The 19,646-nt window shown below is 37.3% G+C and carries 15 protein-coding genes; all 15 read right to left on the bottom strand.

Annotation, left to right across the window (positions count from 1 at the left end):
• Nucleotides 1-182: 182 nt before the first annotated feature.
• The 15 genes from H4J62_RS11055 to H4J62_RS20655 all read right to left on the bottom strand — a co-directional run bounded on the left by H4J62_RS11055 (nt 183) and on the right by H4J62_RS20655 (nt 19,544).
• Complete coding sequence (locus H4J62_RS11055) at nt 183-1,007, bottom strand: hypothetical protein (protein ID WP_182215944.1); 825 nt, start codon at nt 1,005-1,007, stop codon at nt 183-185.
• A 332-nt stretch (nt 1,008-1,339) separates the two neighbouring features.
• The gene (locus tag H4J62_RS11050; protein WP_182215943.1) at nt 1,340-2,125 is read right to left on the bottom strand and encodes a tetratricopeptide repeat protein; all 786 of its coding nucleotides are present in this window, start codon (nt 2,123-2,125) and stop codon (nt 1,340-1,342) included.
• Between the two features lie 5 nt (nt 2,126-2,130).
• Nucleotides 2,131-2,787, bottom strand: coding sequence for an RHS repeat-associated core domain-containing protein (locus tag H4J62_RS20425; protein ID WP_310733521.1), 657 nt, complete (start codon nt 2,785-2,787; stop codon nt 2,131-2,133).
• 76 nt (nt 2,788-2,863) lie between these two features.
• Complete coding sequence (locus tag H4J62_RS11040; RefSeq protein WP_182215941.1) at nt 2,864-3,289, bottom strand: hypothetical protein; 426 nt, start codon at nt 3,287-3,289, stop codon at nt 2,864-2,866.
• A 1-nt stretch (nt 3,290) separates the two neighbouring features.
• Nucleotides 3,291-3,446, bottom strand: a complete 156-nt coding sequence (locus tag H4J62_RS11035) for a hypothetical protein (protein ID WP_182215939.1) — start codon at nt 3,444-3,446, stop codon at nt 3,291-3,293.
• A 559-nt stretch (nt 3,447-4,005) separates the two neighbouring features.
• Nucleotides 4,006-8,709 carry an RHS repeat domain-containing protein gene (locus H4J62_RS11030; protein ID WP_182215937.1) on the bottom strand — a complete coding sequence of 1,568 codons (4,704 nt, stop codon included), beginning with the start codon at nt 8,707-8,709 and terminating at the stop codon, nt 4,006-4,008.
• Nucleotides 8,710-9,291: 582 nt separating this feature from the next.
• Nucleotides 9,292-9,606 (bottom strand): DUF4144 family protein, encoded by a 315-nt coding sequence (locus H4J62_RS11025; RefSeq protein WP_182215936.1) that lies wholly within the window; start codon nt 9,604-9,606, stop codon nt 9,292-9,294.
• A 54-nt stretch (nt 9,607-9,660) separates the two neighbouring features.
• Nucleotides 9,661-11,109, bottom strand: coding sequence for an NAD(P)/FAD-dependent oxidoreductase (locus tag H4J62_RS11020; RefSeq protein WP_220466026.1), 1,449 nt, complete (start codon nt 11,107-11,109; stop codon nt 9,661-9,663).
• A gap of 466 nt (nt 11,110-11,575) precedes the next feature.
• Complete coding sequence (locus H4J62_RS11015) at nt 11,576-11,845, bottom strand: hypothetical protein (protein ID WP_182215934.1); 270 nt, start codon at nt 11,843-11,845, stop codon at nt 11,576-11,578.
• Between the two features lie 113 nt (nt 11,846-11,958).
• The gene (locus tag H4J62_RS11010) at nt 11,959-12,369 is read right to left on the bottom strand and encodes a PaaI family thioesterase (RefSeq protein WP_182215989.1); all 411 of its coding nucleotides are present in this window, start codon (nt 12,367-12,369) and stop codon (nt 11,959-11,961) included.
• A 138-nt stretch (nt 12,370-12,507) separates the two neighbouring features.
• Nucleotides 12,508-12,888 (bottom strand): VOC family protein, encoded by a 381-nt coding sequence (locus tag H4J62_RS11005; RefSeq protein WP_182215932.1) that lies wholly within the window; start codon nt 12,886-12,888, stop codon nt 12,508-12,510.
• Between the two features lie 232 nt (nt 12,889-13,120).
• Nucleotides 13,121-15,406 (bottom strand): xanthine dehydrogenase family protein molybdopterin-binding subunit, encoded by a 2,286-nt coding sequence (locus H4J62_RS11000; RefSeq protein WP_182215930.1) that lies wholly within the window; start codon nt 15,404-15,406, stop codon nt 13,121-13,123.
• 6 nt (nt 15,407-15,412) lie between these two features.
• Nucleotides 15,413-15,907 carry a (2Fe-2S)-binding protein gene (locus H4J62_RS10995; protein WP_070376774.1) on the bottom strand — a complete coding sequence of 165 codons (495 nt, stop codon included), beginning with the start codon at nt 15,905-15,907 and terminating at the stop codon, nt 15,413-15,415.
• Nucleotides 15,908-16,546: 639 nt separating this feature from the next.
• Nucleotides 16,547-17,440, bottom strand: coding sequence for a DMT family transporter (locus tag H4J62_RS10990; RefSeq protein ID WP_182215928.1), 894 nt, complete (start codon nt 17,438-17,440; stop codon nt 16,547-16,549).
• A 103-nt stretch (nt 17,441-17,543) separates the two neighbouring features.
• The gene (locus H4J62_RS20655; protein ID WP_182215926.1) at nt 17,544-19,544 is read right to left on the bottom strand and encodes an alpha/beta fold hydrolase; all 2,001 of its coding nucleotides are present in this window, start codon (nt 19,542-19,544) and stop codon (nt 17,544-17,546) included.
• Between the last annotated feature and the right edge of the window lie 102 nt (nt 19,545-19,646).

Below are 19,646 nucleotides of genomic sequence, written 5' to 3'. Positions count from 1 at the left end.
CTTTTGTCTAATTATCACCGTAGGTTTTTTGAAGTCTGTTTAACGTCGTTAAACAGACTTTTTATTAATGGCAGTAACCAGGTCTTGTCATCAATAGCTATAAGGAACTTCATTTTTGTACCTTTATTTAAAGTACCTTGCGAGGCTAATATGGGTAATTAAATACCCACAACCTTAAAACTCTAGCTTTTGTCTTTTGATATTTGATGAATAAGTGATGTACCCCAATCATTCATTCCATCGCCAATAGCACCGACCATCAGCGACAAATACTTTTTCCCGGTAGCTTGCTTATAAAAATTACTATATTCATTTAAATCTTCATTACTGATGTCACGATAAATAAAATATGACGTTAAAACCATTTGCTGTTCCATTGAAGGCTTTATATTGACCGCCATTTGTTCTAATTGAGCATCGAGTTGCGTGGCAAGCTCAACATTTTCTGGTTGGGTAATTTTCAACGCTTCAAACATATTTTCTAACATCGCCATCATCAAATTCATCCCTTGTTCTACAATTTCTGATGACTCAACATAATGAATAATTACTTTTGTTCTCTCAGGAGATGGCGGGCTTGATTGCAACTCAGCCATATAAAGCATTAAGTTTTGCTGAAACTTTGGATCGGTAGATTGAAGCTCAGCACTTATAACGCGAGAAGCAAGATCACTATCCAACCACTTAAGAATCGGCTGTAGTTCAGCTAATGAGACATTCTTCCTTATGTTTTCAGTCATTTTGTTTAGCATCACATCAGGATTTAATGACGATACAAACACTTGCATAAATTTTTCATGTTCAACTGGATTTTTAGCCGTTAAAGCCATTTGTTGTCCCATCGCTTGCAATTGTAGCGGTAGTCCTTCAATTGACTGGGTTATCCCTGATTTATCCATTAACTGATATATTTGTTTATCTGTTATCTGATCATTGGCATACGATGTTGTGATGATAGTCGACACTAAAATAATGCAGCGAGCTATAAACGTAGTAAATTTTTTCATGTTGTTCTCCAGGTTTATTAAACTATATGTTTAAAAATCTTTAGTGACTTTACCATTAGAAGTAAGTCGCTAAATTCCATTAAAAAACTATCTATAAATACAAGTTATGCCCCATTTTCATTATCAACCCCACAAACAAAAGTCTTGCGTACAGAGCGACCGCAAATGAGATAAAAAGGTGTATCCAATAAACTAACTTGTTATGAACTAGGTTTAGGTATAAAAATCACTCGACTTAATAAAAGTAACTTAAGTCTAGTTTATTAAAACAAAACAGCATAAGTTATTATGGGTGGCCTAATAAGTGATAAAACAGACTTTCAACTGCGGAGTTATTGTTCCTCTTTATTCTCTTTTGCTATTCTTTCTAGGTAATTCTTCTTCCTTTCATTTAATCCATCGATAAATTCTTGAGATTTATACCCATTTAGTTTCGCTTTTTCAAGCCATGAATGGGCAAGTTCAAACTCAACATCCCCTTTGTTATCATTCCACCGATGAGCATACATTTTACCTAGCCAATACATTGCTTCAGAATCACCACTTTCAGCTACTTGACTTAGCAATTTATCTGCTTTTGCCGAAAATGTATCAATCATAAAAAGGAATATTCCATATTGCTTTAATGCCATTATGGAACTATCAATAATGGACTTTTCATACCAATATATAGCTAATTCATTATTCTCATTTTTTACTTTTGCTTCTGTTGCATCAATAGCTCTAATAGAATAATTATTTCCTACAAGAAGTTGTGCTTTTCTATGGTCATTCTTAGCCGCCCCAAGAAGCCATCCAAGAGCAACATCGCTATTTTTTTCCAACAAGTTTCCTGCTTGATACATTGAACCTATAGTAAATTGTGCTTCTGTATGACCTGCGTCACCAGCTTTAATCATAAATTTAAATGCTTCTGTTAGATGTTCATTTAATTTAGGATCATTGTTACTATTAACAAAGTTAAATATTTCATATTGACTATTAATGTCTCCGTCAATAGCAGCCATTTTAAGCTCCTGATATTTTATAGTAATATCATTTTCACTATTAGCAACCTTCTCATTGGTTTGCCCAATTACGCAATACAAAATGACGAATAAATACAACAATACTTTCATGATTATTAATTCCCTGTTGGAGAGGTTAGTGCGATATCCCCAGCCTGCTTAAGTAAGACTTTAAAGTTGTGAACAATCCCAGAGGCAGGAACTTGTGCCTGAACCGCTAGATCAACTTTACTAACATTCAATAGAACTGCACCAGTAAGATTACCATTTGAATCAGCAGATACTGAAGGAGTAACATTCAACTCATCTGGCCCAAGTTGTTTTCCGAGCGCTACACTATGCGTTGTTTCTCCTGTAGCTTTATCCTTACTTGCGCCAAATGATATTGGGCCAAGTTCATCAAGTTTTGTTGACGCTGTGTCTGATGTAGTTCCGTCTGCACTGGTTGAGGTAATTGAACCATCAAGATTTACCATTGTTACTATAAGATCTATTTTAACCGTAATATCTTTGAGTATTGGCTTTTGAACTTCACTTTTATATGAATCTTCACCCTCCATACCTGTCGGGTCAGTATATTTATAAGGGTTATTATTCGCATATGTGTATCTACCAAAAGAGTGTACCGGATTTCTAGGAACCCAGCCAACAGGATCATTCGAATAAAACCGCCCGATAACTGGATCATAGTATCGTGCCTGCATATAACTTAAGCCAATATCTGTATCGAACTTATGTCCGGTATAACCTACATCATCACTTTGTGTTCCAATTGTTCACCAAAAGTTATTATGGATGGCCTAGTTAATTTTTTGGATTCAAAAAACAACCATTTTGGGTGAGTGTTTTCTATTCTTTACTATCGTAGACTAGATTTATTTGATTAATTATTTCTTTAATTTTTGTATCAGAAATTTTATCTTTTTGCCCTTTAATATATGCATCTCGAATTTTTTCTTGCGTGTTGATATCATAACGATCTAAAAACTCAGTTTGATAATCTAAATCGAGATTCAAGCACATAACTCTGTCAGCAATATTCTCCCAAATATCTACAAAAGGAAATATTGCTAAACTGACACAAGTCACAATTAAAAAACCATACGGCATAGCACTAATAATTTCAAAAAGTTCCTTTTTCTTTCCTAACCCAACTACAATGGAAGTAACGATTACACTTAAATTCAGCCCAATGAGTCCATAGAATGTCCATGGAAAATTTTTCCGTGATAATTTAATTTCTTTTATATAAATTAAGTGTTTAAGTTTTATCATCTTATTTTAAAGCCTCCGTCATTACTTTTCTAACACCTTCAACTGCACCTGTTATAACTGCAACTTTTTTACTACTCGCGGCTAATTTAGTTGTATTAGTTGTAGCTGTATTTGCCACAGCATTTGTTGCGGCACCTTGAGAATCAATATTTTGCATTTCATTGGAGCCTGAAACTGAATTTATTATATTATTCGCGCTAGTTTCAATAACATTGCTTGCTACTGCTTCAATAACAGCAGCCGTTGATCAAACAAGAAAATTGCAGGGCTAACGATGATTATCGTTCAGCAGAGTCTTAACCGAACGATAATGTCCTTTGTAAATCTTCCTATCAAAGTTATCAGCTTAAAAATGTACGTAAATAAACACCAACCTAATCCTAATTACTTTAATTTTACACAATAAAAAGACCCGCGAGTGCGAAGTAAACCCTCATTCCCTTAGAATTTGAATATAATTAAAGACTAGTTAGTTACTTTTTTTATTAAAAGATTTCAATATAAACACCAAAAATATTAGTAAAATAGTTACTCCAATTGATATCATATTTATAAATATTGGGATTTCTCCTCCGCCCGACCAACTCCACACAACATAGCTAAAAAACACCTCCCAATCAGCATCGGTAAACACTACGAAAGTACATATATAACTAATGATATAAATTAGTAAAGCTGAAAAAAAAGACCTATAGTTTAATGTTAAACTTTTCATATTATTCTTCCTGCCCAAATACTGAGTCATATGCTTCGTTTATCATTTCTTTTTGCGAGTCCATTATTTCTTTTGTCAATTCATTTGAAGTTTCATTACCGATCCAATCTGTTGGACTATGCCCAATAGGATTCAAAGGTGTCCAAACTTTAGGCATTCCTCTTGCATCTGTATGCATCTTACTAGAGGAATCCATTTCAGGGTGCATAGCCTCCCCAAATAACTTAAGTGCTCCATCCCTATCTCCATTGTGATGAAGATCTCTAGCATCAGCTAATTTGTTTGTTACAAATTTATTAGTGGCTGATTTTGCCTCTGCGGGAGTTTGGGCACTTGAAGCCATAGAATGTTTAAATGATTCAGCTGCTGATTGAGTTCTTTTGTCAAAATCTCGACTCGACGTTTGTATTATTTTTACATCTAGCTTACTTATTCTACTCCCTAAAGCATTGGATATTAATTTATCATGGGCGACAGCGCTATGCATTCCATTAGGATCTATATACTTATACGGATTGTTATTCGCATAAGCATAACGGTTAGAGCTATGTATATCACGTACACCAACCGGATCATTCGAATAAAACCGCCCTATAACTGGATCATAGTATCGTGCCTGCATATAACTTAGGCCAATATCTGTATCGAACTTATGTCCGGTATAACCTACATCGTCACTTTGTGTTTCAATCGTTTCACCAAAAGGTTGATAGTGTAGAGTTTTTATAATCACTCCCGCTAAGTTACTAAATGCAGCGGGACTGCCTAAATAATCAGTATGAATGAATTCTACACTAGCATTTTTTGTAGCGACTAATTTACCACCTAAACGGTAGTAATCTTTGTTAACACCACCAACTTTTCTAAACATTAGCTGACCAGATAAGCTGTACATCGAATAACTTAAGCCTGAACCATCGTTTGTTTTCACTCTTCGGTTATGACCATCATAAACATAAGTATTGCCACTTGCTTCGTCCATTTGACCAGCAACATTATACGAAAAGCTATCATAACCATTTGAAGTGACATTCCCTCTACTGTCGTAAAGAAAGTTATATGATTTACTTCCTGTGGTGTAATTTAAACGGTTTAAGCTGTCATAAGCATACCCAATCGATTTAGAACCTATTTTATAGTAGGTAATATTACCTTTGGTGTCGTAATTAACATCTCCTGTACCCGAGTAACTATCGGTGATCAGGTTTAACCTATCAAGCCCGTCATAAGTTGCTTTTAAGTCATAGGCATTATTTTTTTGGTCATCCCAGAACGTCAAATTATTATTTGAGTCGTAGGTCATGGCTTGTTTTATCGCATAAGTACCACTTCTTACATCATAGGTTGAAGCAAGTAAGCCAGCACTGTTTAGCGTAGCAGAATACACAAAACCATTGCTATAATTATGAGACTTAATAGCACCTAATGCATGATACTTAGCATTTGTTGCGTAATTACCCACTCGCAATTGTTGACTTAACGCATTATGCTTGACATTCATCACTTGCCCGCTGGGATAAGTGATTGAACTTTTATTACCTAAATTATCCGTTTGATAAGTTAAGGTGAAGGTATTCCCGTCTATAGATAAGCTTTCAGAGGCCAATCCCCCTAGACTATTGTATGAATAATGACTAGCAACACTTCCGGTATTAAGGGTAATTAACTGACCATTTCTATCATAATAAAAGCTTTTGTTTGCTCTATCATCTTCATATGTCTCAGAAATAGTATTTCCTCTGTATCCATAGAAGTAATTCGTTTTATTTGAACTACTTACTAAACTATCGCACGAGGTGGTACTAGTGTTAATTGACGTTCCATAAGCTTTCCAGCTTAACTGTCCGACACTATCAAATGAATAAGCTCTCGGGCCGACATCCTCTCTAACAACTTTACAAAGCTTTTGATAATCATCATAAACGCGGTATTCATGCTCTCCGCCTTGGCTAACGCTGCTAACATTACCGTAGATATTGTAGGCCATACTTGTACTAACATCAGCGGGTGAGTTAATTAGTATAGGCATTGATTGACTTGGGGATGCATACGACAAATAAGTGGTTGTGGTAACATTGCCCTTATTATCATTAACTTCTACTTTGTCATTAACCAAATATCGATAAGATATTTGACCTGAAATGGCATTGTTATTAACCGCCTTTGGACGCCCTAATCCATCATAGCTGTAATTAACACCATAATAAGTAGACGCAGAACTTGTCTGCTGACTTTGAAAAGTTGGTTTATTTAAGTAGTTAAAGTTTGTTCTTACATACCTTGTTGTATTACTACTATCGCCGTTATCCCACTCTTTTACGGCCAATGGCCTCAATAGTCCATCATAAAAAGTCTGTTTACGGTAGTCACCTTGACTAACCGTTTGAACCGTCATACCTGAAACTGTTCCTGGAACGCCAATACCACCTGATGACTGTGAATATGAAATGTTGGTATTGGACCATTCTTCGTCACAAGGGTCTATTAAGGTTAACCGCCCTAAAGTGTTATAGCTGTAGTTTTCACAGTTACCTTCAAAATCCGTTACTCGAGTAACCTGAGCATTGGCATTGACTATTCGATAACCATATTGAGAAACTGTACTGCGGCTCTTAGGCGTCTGAATAGTTCTAGGAATTCCACGATAATAATTTGAATATTTTACCCACTGATTATTGGCATTTCTTGTTATTTTATTAGGTAATCCATTTGATAAATAGGTGTAATTGGTATGCCAACGACCAAAAGAGTATTGGTTAGCGGGTTGTGATTTGTAGATCCCCGCAGCAGAGTGATAAGTCGTTTTTGCTACTTCTTCATAAATAGTACCGTTAAAGACCTTTGTTTGATATGGCCGACCAATTAGCCAGTATGTTGGATCATTATTATAGGTGGTTTGAATATATTTATGTTTGTTACCATTAGCATCATTGTATTGGTGTGCCTGCGTTGGGTTACCATAAATATCATATGAGGTGGTTAGGTGAGTAAAAACATCTTTACCACCTACTCTATAGTATTCTTTTACTTCAGAAGCAATTAACGCTCTGTTTGAATGAGCAACACCACTGCTTAACTCAAATCCCACATTACCGATATTTTGACGAGTAAATGTTTTCTTTGTTTGGAGCAGCATCGCGCCGTTTGTATCAAATTCTTCTACAGCGGCTAAGCTACCGTCTAAGTAACTGGAGTAATCACGGTTATGATAGTATTTTGTTCTACTGTTATCTGGAGCTATTACTTGTGTCCATTTATAATCTTTATTATTGATATTGCTCGGTAATGTACCCTTTAATAACATACTACTTTGGATATTTTCATTAGCGGCAAAACCTGTGTTTTCTGAGTAATCATAATTCCATGTCATCTTGGACATTCCCGGTCCGTCTAACACTTTTTCAATAATAGACATGGTTGCGTAGCATTGTGGTTGTATATAGGGACCGTTATTACTAGTAGTGGTTTCAAGCGTGTTACTTCTTCCTTGAACTTTTCCTTCAAATTGAAATGTGCCAGTTACACCATCAGGGTGTGTGATACTTGCAGTACTGTTTTTTGGTGTATAATTTATGGTGTATGCACAATCATCCATTTTGTCACCGTTCCTGGTACCAACAGTTGGTTTAGCATTTCTATATGGGCTTAAATCAAAAACCCAGTTTTTACCATCAGGTCGGGTGACAGAATCTAAACCTTCAGTACTCCCATATGAATATGTCCAATGACGTCCGTTATAAGAAACTTTAGTAATATGATTTAGATGTGATCCCGTTCCATAAGTCATAAGAACTGTTCTGCCATCACTGGACGTTATTGAAGTTAGCTTGTTACCAGAATAATTATACTGAATCCAATTACCGAAACGATCTTCTACTTTTGAAGCCAACATAAAGGCTTGATACCGAGAAGTAACTTTATAATCTCGATAAATACCCTTAGAGGATATTAATCTCATTTTGTCGAAAGTGTACTTAAGCCCATCGGGTGAGTGACCGATAAAGCCTTCGCCATTGCCACCTGAACGAGTAAAACAATCGAACTTCCAATTAGATTTTGTTTTTCTACCGTTTTTTTCAACTAACTTCTCTTGCCGACCCGGTAAAATAAGAGAGTCACCGTTCCAGTATTCATGAGATTCAAACACGTTACCATGATCAGAAATCCCGCCAGGATTTAAGGAACCAGAGCATTCTTTGCCTATTCCCCATGAACCTGAATACCGGGAACCATTAAAAAGTAGTGTGGTATGAATCGCGGGGATTTCAAGTAACCAATCATCAAAAAAAGCTGAATTATAAGCAGTTAAACCGGCAGCTTCAGGGTAGAACTTTCGAGCTATGACAATGTCGGGGCCAATCCCTTTAGCCACCAAATCAGTATGGCTAAATCCAATCGTGCCAGAGTTAAGGTCAATATGCTCGCCGAGTAAGTCGGTTGTATAAGGCGTAACAGAATCTTTTACAGACATACGCGCTAAGATATCTTCATTGGCAATACCATAAGCATCCCCACCAGGTTCGTCTCCGGGATCACCACCGCTAGGAGGGGCTAAAGTAGACATTTTTGTTGATGACTTGTGCGTCGTTGGTAAGTTTTGGCTAACAATTGCTGAAGAAATTTCCGCAGTCATTGCTTCATTGAATGGAATTTGTTTAGCAAATGCCATTATAGGTAAAATTAATGCTATCGTTAAATATCTCATAGAAATCCCTTATCTATTAATAATTACAATAATATTCAGTTACTTATTTTAATAACTTATAAATAAAAGTTAAAAGACAGCCAATAAATTAACCAGGTACACCCAAACTAATCTACTTTTTCGAACGCTGGTTAAAAGATTATTTCATTTTATTTAAAGCTGTAAATGCTTAAGTTTTCAAATTTCAAATAATGAAATATTCGCATAACTTTTTGTTTACTTGTTTATATGGGTATCATGAGCTGTATGTTATCCATACAAAAAAGTAAATTAAAGGTTAATATAACGTAAACATAAAACAAATATAGTTGGTAAATATCGCTAAAGCAATTTATGCGTAGACATTAATGAGAGAAAAGAAATAAAGTTATGGCTGTGTATAAAGTTTTATAAAAGGCGTATTTATAAAATAATTTTACGTGTTTGATATCATGAGTTAATTAACAAAATGATGATGCTATTAAATAAATGATAGCGCGTAATGATAGGCATTTATTATGTTTTATATAAAACATAATCGCTAATTAACCCTAATAGATAGGCTTTCTGCAGTTGTACCACTCATTAGCTGTTCACTTTGATTTAATAGCGTAGTGAATTAATAGCATCTGCTACTGTTAAAAAATATATTTTAGTGAGACAAAGCTCCGCCTTACTAAACTCATGAGCACGGATCAAATCTAAAACTTCCGCTATAATGACTGTTCGCCCTGTTTTAACTAGCACTCGTTGTTGTGATACACATTCTATTAAATAGCAAACACCCATAGAATCTATAACATAATCCTCATCGCTAAGAATTAAATCCTGACATTCTGAAATAAAATCTAGCGCAGAGGCTAAATATGTAAGCTCATCTTCGCCTTCTAACTTTAAAACACATGGCCAACAGATCATAAAAACTCTCTATAAATATAACGGAAAAAACAAGCCTGCTCAGTCAAGGTTTACTTACAAGCCATCTCTTTGAAGGCAACGGCCCCTGGGTTCATCACCTTCATGAAGTACAGTGTCGGTATGTAGAAACTTTGCCGCTTCTGCAGAATCTTTCACTTTAGAGGCACTGCGCGCTAGCATTTCTTCTTCAAACTCATTGAGTACACTTTCCCTTATGCCAGCATCTCGCCATTGAGATAATGGCCGACATCCTATCGATATGCCTCGTGCAAGCGACAACGCATCGAGAAGCGCTTGATTTGCTCCCTGTCCTTTGAATGGGCTCATCGGGTGAGCCGCATCACCAATGAGCGTCGATTGTTGTCCTTGCTGCAATAATTCTGCTTCGAGTAATGGCCGGTCATACACGGGATAACCAGAAACTTGAGCCACCAAGGTAGCAGCTAAAACTTGCGGTATAGGGTCATGCCACTGAGTTCTTCGACACGCTTCGTCTTTTAATGCCTGAGGACCTTTAGCGCTTAATGCCTTAGCTTCCGCTTCAGGCATCGGAAAACTCAGCTGCCACATCACAGAGTCAGACGCATAAGGCATCATATAAATACGTTCATTACCATTCGCCGTTTGAAAAACAGTCGCTGAGTCCAGCAGTGAACTTTTAAGTCCTTCGAGTGCCGCCAAAGGACAAATACCCAAAATAACAATACAGTCTAAGTAACGTAGAGGTGTTTTATCATCAGCTATCAGCAATTTTCGCACTGAACTGCGAATACCATCGGCGCCAACAACAAGATCGGCCTTGGCGCTTTTCAATTCACCTTCGACCTGAAAACTCAAATCAACACCTCCCGCCAGCGACTCCTTATAATCTACTAATTGGTGACACCATTTTACTTGGTTGTCACCAACGAGTTGCTTAAGTAAAGCTAAACGCAAAGATTGGCGAGCGATATGAACATTGGTTCGTTTAACCGACGATTTCACCGCAGAGGGGTGCCACTTTCTGATCCCCCATTCACCAATAACTTTACCCGTGGTGGTATGAACAACATGCCTAGTTGAAATAACGCCTTGGGTTAACACAGAAATGCCAAGCCCTGCTATCGCTCTACTGGCTTGTTGTAATGTCAGTCCGTAACCCTGAGAGCGAGTATCAAAGCCACTGTCTCTTTCATAAAGTGTAAAAGGAATACCGCGGTGTAAACAAGCAACTGCTAGCGCAACACCGCCGATACCGCCGCCGATAATAGCAATATGTGGGTAGTTTTCTTTATCTGCGGTGGTAATATCTTTCGCCTGAACAAGGCCAGTTCCATTGCAATTTAAACAATCAAATAAATGTCCCTTAGGACGAACTGGAGGTGTACCTTCGCTTTGTTTTTGTTCAAATTCATCCAACTGACGCTGATACTGAAGTCGCATTTTTTTGCGTGGTCTTTTATTTTTTTGACCAAGCCCTTGGCACTGCTGACAAATGGTCCAATTAATTTCTTCGTTGTTCAACTTTATAAGTTCCTGTTTATTTGACCTGATTTTAACTTCACTTTTGCGGAAAAATCGTGTTAACAACTCATGTTAGAGTTAAATGCCAAGCGGTACATTTCACTAAGGCTATAACAATTAAATGGCTTACTATATCGTTGCAATTAATAATAGCAGTAATTATTTAGCCATAATTTTGCAAGAAAAACTGATGGGCTAGGATTTTAGACTGCTTTTTATCAAGAAGACATTCATTTGATGAAAACATTAACGCTATAGCGAATAAATAGTGAATAAACAGTGGGTATATAGATTCAAGATCCCATATTCAATATTCAATATTCAATAAATACACCACTTAACGTAGCGACTTGTAATTGTAATCGTATAATATGTTACCTTTATTTTAGCGTTCAGCTGAGCATGTATAGTACCAACGCCAATGGTAGAGTAATTAATAGCCGATTAAATTAGCAGTCGATAGTGTTTATTCTTGCCCAGTTTTACATATTTTTTGAATGAGCATTGAAACCGACAACGCAATTAATAAGCCCATAAAAAAATAGATGGCGATTAAGTACTTCCCTAAATCAGATGCTTGTATTTCACCATTAACTAATACACATTCACCTTTGCTGTAATTGAAGCTACCACCATTATCTAAGCATTGATCAACCAAAAAGAAATCATTAACTAACCAAATAGCAACAAAACTAATGATGACACCGATAAACTGTGGGATAGAATTTTTTTTCATAAGTTCCTAAAGACATAACAGAAGGTCAAGTAACACGTCATTGTTGATAATAGTGTAATACAAAATGAGGCTCGAACGATAATTATCCCTGCTTCTTTATAGACTTATTTAATTTATCTTGCTTTAGGTATTGAATAAGTTCCAACAACATGTGCAACAGGGTTTACATCACCTTCGGAGTATAAGGATACCTCTCCAACAATGAGTGACTTCCCTATTTTTAGTAAGGTACATTTACCAATAATATCTTTGCTTGAAGAGGGTTTTCTCAGAAAGTTAATGGTTAGGCTGGTGGTCACAGCAAGAGAAACGATGCCTATTTCACCAAGAATAGCCACATATAGAGCACAATCGGCAACGGTCATTAACACGGGGCCAGATACAGTTCCACCTGGCCTTAATTCATCAAAACCTACGGTATGCCTTATTATTGCTGATTGTTCTCCAACAGCTTCAACAATGCATTTGGCCTGTGGAAACTCTGTTCTCATAAAGTCTGTTACTTCTTGCTTAGTCGCCAAGATAGTTCTCCAAAAAACACTAAACTAAAGGCAAATAATACTGACTGTAAGATGTCTAAAAGCCACTACTTCGGACATATTTAAAGCGGTTTCGCCCTTACTTTTGTAAATTATTATGGTAGTAAAAATTAACAATTATTTTTAAACGATTCGATGAAGCGCACAAATTTTGTTATCTGAGGGATCACGTAAATAAGCAAGATAAATCTTACCTATCGTTCCATCTCTTACACCTGGAAGGTCTTCACACGCACGACCACCATTAGCAACACCCGCTGCGTGCCATGCATCAGCAATAGCGGTACTATCAGCTGCGAAACCAATAGTAGAGCCATTACCATGACTAGCAGGCTTACCATCTATCGGCTTACTTAGCGCAAAAACTCCGTTTTTGGTAAAATAAAAACAACGACCTTTGGCGTCAATTACACCAGGCTCGTGGCCCATGGCACCAAGAATGGCATCATAAAAAACCTTTGATTGTGCGACATCATTTGCGCCGATCATTATATGACTAAACATTTTTTCTCCCTATTAATATTAATCAGGCCATTAAAGGCCACTGAACTTGTCGGCTATAATATTTATTTTTTAGTTAGCCAATTTAATAAGACAATTGAGTACTACCTTATCTTTTACTGACTTATAAAAAAAGCCTTTAATGACGTATTATCGACACAAAAGGCTTTGTTATTATTACCTATAGCCATCTTTCTTATTGGCCATATTAGCGATACAAAAAACTAATAATATTTTATGTACTTACTAACGCCGCTGACTTAATAGGTAAATCTCGTACTCTAACTCCTGTTATCTGAAAAATAGCATTGGCGATAGCGGGCGCTATTGACACAACACCAGGCTCACCTAAGCCAACAGGAAACTCTTCGCTTTCAACAAATTCAATATCAAGCTCAGGTACATCATTCATTCTTAATGGAGTGTAAGTGTTTAAGTTAAGATTACTTACTTGACCATTTTCTATCGGACTTTGTTCGTGTAATGCTAAGCTTGTTCCCCATAGCATTGACCCTTGTACTTGAGCTAAAGCGCCATCAGGATGAATAATAACGCCGGCATCAGCAATCATAGTCAGTTTCTTAACCGTGATTTTGCCAGAGCTAGGTTCGACATGTACTTGAGCGGCACAAGCCATCCAAGCCGGCATGGTACGTTCTTGTCCCGCACTTATCGCAACACCAATCGCTTCGTTTTTTCCTAACTTAACATTGGCGGTCTTTTCTTTTAGCCTAGTTAATACGTGAGCTAAACGCTTAGCACCACCAACACTTTCTGGTGCTTTACCCGCTTGCTTTCCTAAACCATCAAGCATGGATAAACGAAAATCAATAGGGTCCATTTTACTTTGATGCGCTATTTCATCAATAAATGATTCTAATCCCCAAACAATCCAACCCTGCCCTACGGATCTTAACCAACCAGGCAACATAGTTTGTTGTGCTAGGCTATTGTTAGCCACGCGCACACGATGGTTTTCCATGCTGTACCAATGATCTGCACCACTGGTGGAAAACATATCGACACGAATTTTTTTATCTAGACTTTCAGGCATAAACCCTGGCGCCATTGATAAGGTTGGCCAACCTGCAGCAAGTGCGTGTTGCATGCCAGTAAATTTATTTTTTTGATCAAATAACGCTTGAAACGAAACAACCGAAGGCGATCTTGGTTGGTCAAATCTAGAGTCATCTTCTCGGGTAAAGACCATTTTTACCGGTTTGCCAATGGCTTTAGCCGTTAATACAGCTGGAATCGCATAATCGCCAAATAAACGACGACCAAAGCCACCGCCTAAGTATTGCTGATGCATAACAACATTTTCATCTGAAACTTGTAGCGCTTTAGCGATCGCTGGCAAAGTTAACGACTGCCATTGATTACCGGTATAAACATGCCACAGACCATTTTTTTCTTCTACCGTTGCGTTAACTGGCTCCAAAGCAAAATGCAACGCGGTATGGGTGCGGTAAACAGCATTAATAGATTTATCTGCTTTAGCACTCGCCGCTGAAAAGTCGCCGTCATTAATAAACAACCCACCTTCGTTTTCATCAGCAACTAAACGCTCACCTTCTTTAATAATATCTTGCTCGCTAACTTTGGCTGTTTTACCCGCTTGATAGCTTACTTTTAACGCATCGCCGGCTTTAATCGCGCCGTAATAAGTATCAGCCTCGACACTCACCCAGCCCTGAATGTTTTCACTTGGGTCTTGCAAAATATGATAGCCAAAATAACCTTTAACCTTTTTAGCCGCACTATCATCAACATTGGTGACCTTAGTGCCATAACGTGTTGGTGGAACAATAGGTCGAGCATAAACCATCCCTTCCAACTCAACATCAATACCATAAACCGCCGAGCCATTGGTTTTATCGGGAATATCGAGGGCTAAACTAGGCTTGCCAACTAATGTTCTTTTACTGGCTGGTTTTAAGGGTAAGGCATCAATCTCTTTTGGTGTAAAGACACGATTAAAGGTGCCCTGAGTGACAATTTCACCAAAACTTAACGATTGTTCTTGATAAATTACTGCACCATTTTCAACACGACATTGCTCTGCTGGGCAATTCAATATTTTTGCCGCGGCTTCTATTAGCGCAATACGACCGGCTGCCCCAGCCTGAGAAAGTGGCTTAAACGTTTGAAATACTGACCAAGAGCCGCCCGTGACCATATAACCCCATTTAGGGTCAGTGTCTACATGAGTAATAGAGACTTTAGACCAATCTGCGCCTAACTCATCCGCCACAACACGTGCGAGTGCCGTACCAATATGCTGCCCCATTTCTGCCTTAGCAATATTAATGTTCACATCGCCCTGTGGGTTAATTTCAAACCATACAGTTGGCGAAAACAATTTATTTTTCAGGGTTTCTTGTGGGCTTTGCCCGATATTCGCGGCGCTAGCTAGGGGGGCGAAAGCCATTAATAATGTACTACTGACCGTACCAACTAAAAAACGACGGCGAGATAAGCTGACATTGTTTTTTGCATCTTTAATATTTTGCATTGTCATACGCCTTTATGATTGTTGGGTTGAAGAGCGTGGATCAAACGTTTGTACATCGGCTGACATAACATCTGCTGCACTTTTAATGGCGCTTTGAATACGGATATAGGCCATACAACGACATAAATTTCCGCTCATATGATCAACAATTTCTTGGTCACTTGGCGAAGTATTACTGGCTAGCAAAGTTGCGGCCTGCATAATTTGTCCAGATTGACAGTAGCCGCACTGAGGTACTTGTTCATCGATCCAGGTTTGCTGCAATGGATGATTGTTGTCTAAACCTTCAATCGTGGTGATATTTTTATTTGCGGCGGCTATTAATGGAAAAGAGCAGGTTCTGATCGCCGCACCATCGATATGTACAGTACAAGCACCACACATTCCAATACCACAGCCAAATTTTGTGCCTTTAAAGCCAAATTCATCACGGATAACCCATAATAAAGGCGTGTCTTCCTCTGCAGTAGAGGAAACATTTTTCCCATTTAACTTGAATGCAATCATAACTTTCTCTCCAAAACTGAGCTAAAAAATTATCAACTCATCTATTTATTAAGTACACCACTTATTAAAGTAGCTGATTTTTATTTCTGATTATCTCTGTATTAACAGATTGAATTATTTTCAACAGCGCAAACTTCTACCTTAAGATAAACTTTGAACAACTTATTGATAATTATATAATGATGCGTTTATTTATAGTTAACTTATGCCTAAAAAATCAAAAGTTTGAGCAATAATATTTATTACTACCTTCATAGGTTAGCACCTTAGGTTTATTTTTCCTCATTAAGGGAAAATATTAAACTAAGCTAGGCGTTCGCCATCAGAATTAGCGCTGTTTTCGACGGGACCGCTATCACCAAAAAGGTACAATAGTACAAAATTACTATTATTGTAGTCACTTAGTTTAAGAATGTCGCATACGATCGAACCCTATAACTGTACTATTGGGCTATTTCGGTACTATTGAGCTTTCGTGCGATGCTGCACAGTGATGTGGATCAATCCCACTTAACCCTTGGGATTATCGGTTGTATGAATGAGGCGGTTAAACGATTATCAATGGCGATGTGCATTAATGTTAAGCTAAGACGCTAACTTTTCAATAATGGTCAGCTGAGTGCTGATTAAAAACATGCATTAAGTGATGGGTGGCTTCTTTGCTGCTAACTGAACAAAATAGTATCGACCTAAGATCACCGTTAAAATACCACCAAGCACTAAAGCGGATGACTCAACCAAACGTAATGTAATCAGTTCATTGGCAAACACTATTCCGCCTGCAGCAGCAATAACAGGTACAAACAACTGCACAACAGCGGCTTGTGTAACAGAGAGTCCGCGCAGCGCTATATACCAAACAAAATAGCCTATGCCAGAAGCTATACCACCAGACAATACCGCAAGTAATATCCCCATTGGTGTTATATGAGCATCATTAAGTCCAAAAATTATCAGTATTAAAATAAAAGGAGATGTTCTCATAAAATTATAGGCGGTATCACTAAGTGGATTTTTAGATGTTCTGCCAGCAAGGGTATAAAGTCCCCAAGCAATACCTGAAACAGCCATAAGTATAAAGCCTTTAAATGATGGTGTTACTAGGCTTGGCACGATTAAATAAACAAAGCCAGAAAATGCAATAATGAGTCCTACCCATTCAGTAAAATGAAGTTTATTACCTGAAATTACACTCGCCATAATCATCGTTATTTGTACTGCGCCAAATAAAATCAGTGCGCCTGTTCCTGTATCTAATGAGATATAGCCAAATGAAAAAGCGATAGCATAAATAAAGAGCATACCTGCCGCCAACCAACTGCCTTTAGATTTAGGTTTTATTTCATTTGATTTACGTGTTAGTTGCAGCACAATAATTAATATAATAATGCCCGAAAGAAGCCGTATAATCGTAAAACTGCTTGCGTCAATGGCATTATCACCTAATGCTAACCTACATAGCACAGAGTTTGCCGCAAACGCTAAAAGGGCAAAAATAGTACTCGCAATAATTTTTATAAAATTGATGTTCAAAAAAAATCCCACTTAAAAACACTAGATTACTGACTTAGGTAATATCTTGGCTGCAATTAGCCAGTAAATCTCCCTTATACCATTGTGCACAAGGGAGCAGCCATTATAAAGTAACCGGATTATGTTTGTTTAGAAATTGAAGAACTTTTTCATGATATATAATTCGGTTGTCAGACTTATAAAAATTATGCCCTTCATTTTCAATTTCAAACCATTCGTACGACTTGTTATGCTTCTTTAATTGCTTAAGTAATACTTCTGCTTGCTCTAAAGGTGTTCTGTCATCCTTGGTGCCATGTACTAATAAAACGGGCGCTTTTAATAAATTAATCTTATGAATGGGTGAATGGTCTTTTTGGATGTTTTCTAGACCGACTCTTTTAATTAATATTTTCGCTACCTCAGGCTCTTCGTGATCAACCAATAATGGCAAGTCATAAACCCCTGATCGAGCAACAGTACACTTAAACAGATCAGGTGCAATAATGCTGCTTTGAATAGCACTATAACCGCCAAAACTTGCGCCCATGATGCAGAGACGGCTTTTATCTATGTATTTTTTGTCGACCAAATAATTGATGCCATCTAAAATGTCATACTGAATTTTATCTCCCCATTGGCCAAAACCAGCGGCTTCAAATTTCCAACCTAAACCTTTTGAACCACGATAGTTAACCTGAACCACCGCATAGCCTCTCGAAGCTAATAATTGAACTTCTGGATTAAATCCCCAATAATCACGAGCATGTGGGCCACCATGAACTAAAACAACAGCAGGTACTGCGGCAGTCGTCGTTTTTGTTGGTAAGGTTATATATCCTTGAATGGGGGTGTTATCTCTCGCGTTAAATTTAAACGAGTATTGCGGATGTAATTTTTTAGTATCAATACCCTTCTTACTATGTGCAACGTAACTCAACTTATTTGTTTCACGGTCAAATAAATACCATAAGGTCGGTTGAATGTCGCTCGAAAGAGAGATTAAGGCTTTGGTCTCAAATGTCTTATCCCAGCTAACGTTAATGTGATAACCGGCAAATTGTCCTAAGAAGTCCGAAAGTTTTTCAGCCATAGGATGCTTTTTATCTAAAATTTTATATTGCGGGTACTCGTCAAAGTAAGAGACGGCAAAAGGTCTACCTTGATTATCTAAGTAAAGCCATTTGGTATCATAACCATCCACGGTATATAACGTCGATAATTGCTCAGTTTTTGGATTAAATAAACAAATAGAAATAGTATCGTTACCACAATAATCACTTACCACTAGTTGCTTTTGATCTTTATAAGTACTGATAATAGATAAGCTAGAGCTTGCATTTTTAGGTTTATAGTACAACCAAGACTCATCATCAAAATCATAACGCGCGATAGTAATATCATCATCTTCCGTGTTGCTGCTAAGCCATAACTCTTGGCTTTCATCGAAGTAATCTAGCTGAGTCGTTTGATGGTTTGCCTTGCTATCATCTATTTTTGCTAACGTTTCTATTTGACCCTCATATATATTTAACTTAAAAACCCACATACCTTTATCATTATATTGTGACGTTGAAATAATGATATGTTCAGGGTCATCCTTTAACATGCTGATTATTTCAGGATGCGCCAAATGTTTTTCGTAATCGTGGTCTTTAGTGCCTTTTTTTATTTTTCCTCGACGAACAAGTGAACGGACACCAAAAATAAAGTCACCTTCATCTTCATCTATATTAATGCTATAAATTTCACCATAGTAGCCCTTCCTCTCTTGATTTCTTTTTTTACTGGCAAGAAAAACCAGTAATCTTTCATTATTTGCCCATCGGTATTGACCGACACTGTCTTTATTGGCAAAGGAAATTTGATTAATCGCTTTCATCGTTTCAACAGCAACGATGATAAGAACAGGCGTCCCTTTTTGATCTTGGATCAAAGCAAGGTGTTTACCATCAGGAGATAAACTAACATCACGGTAATCGTCTTCCTCAAAGAGTGTATTAATATCGAGGTTTTTTACCGCTAGTTTGTTTTCTATACTTTTATTTTCCAACGCGATAGCCATGGAACAGTAACTGAAAAACATGAAAACTAAGGTCAGTATTTTTTTTGTTTGGGGATACACAGAACATCCTTTTATTATTATATTTCTGTTTATTATATCCTTGCGTTTTAATAAAGGGCAATATTTATTCGACAGTTTTACCATAGCCTTTATAGCTAACTT

The organism is Colwellia sp. BRX8-5 (genome assembly GCF_014077325.1).
In the GTDB taxonomy this organism is placed as follows: Bacteria; Pseudomonadota; Gammaproteobacteria; order Enterobacterales; family Alteromonadaceae; genus Colwellia_A.
The sequence above is the reverse complement of the archived record's forward strand: the minus strand, read 5'-3'. Positions and strand labels throughout refer to the sequence as shown.

Coding starts and splice junctions, on each gene's coding strand:
- H4J62_RS11040 (WP_182215941.1), bottom strand. CDS start 3,289: ATGATAAAACTTAAACACTTAATTTATATAAAAGAAATTAAATTATCA.
- H4J62_RS11030 (WP_182215937.1), bottom strand. CDS start 8,709: ATGAGATATTTAACGATAGCATTAATTTTACCTATAATGGCATTTGCT.
- H4J62_RS11055 (WP_182215944.1), bottom strand. CDS start 1,007: ATGAAAAAATTTACTACGTTTATAGCTCGCTGCATTATTTTAGTGTCG.
- H4J62_RS11035 (WP_182215939.1), bottom strand. CDS start 3,446: ATGCAAAATATTGATTCTCAAGGTGCCGCAACAAATGCTGTGGCAAAT.
- H4J62_RS11050 (WP_182215943.1), bottom strand. CDS start 2,125: ATGAAAGTATTGTTGTATTTATTCGTCATTTTGTATTGCGTAATTGGG.
- H4J62_RS11015 (WP_182215934.1), bottom strand. CDS start 11,845: ATGAAAAAAAATTCTATCCCACAGTTTATCGGTGTCATCATTAGTTTT.
- H4J62_RS11025 (WP_182215936.1), bottom strand. CDS start 9,606: ATGATCTGTTGGCCATGTGTTTTAAAGTTAGAAGGCGAAGATGAGCTT.
- H4J62_RS11005 (WP_182215932.1), bottom strand. CDS start 12,888: ATGTTTAGTCATATAATGATCGGCGCAAATGATGTCGCACAATCAAAG.
- H4J62_RS11000 (WP_182215930.1), bottom strand. CDS start 15,406: ATGACAATGCAAAATATTAAAGATGCAAAAAACAATGTCAGCTTATCT.
- H4J62_RS10995 (WP_070376774.1), bottom strand. CDS start 15,907: ATGATTGCATTCAAGTTAAATGGGAAAAATGTTTCCTCTACTGCAGAG.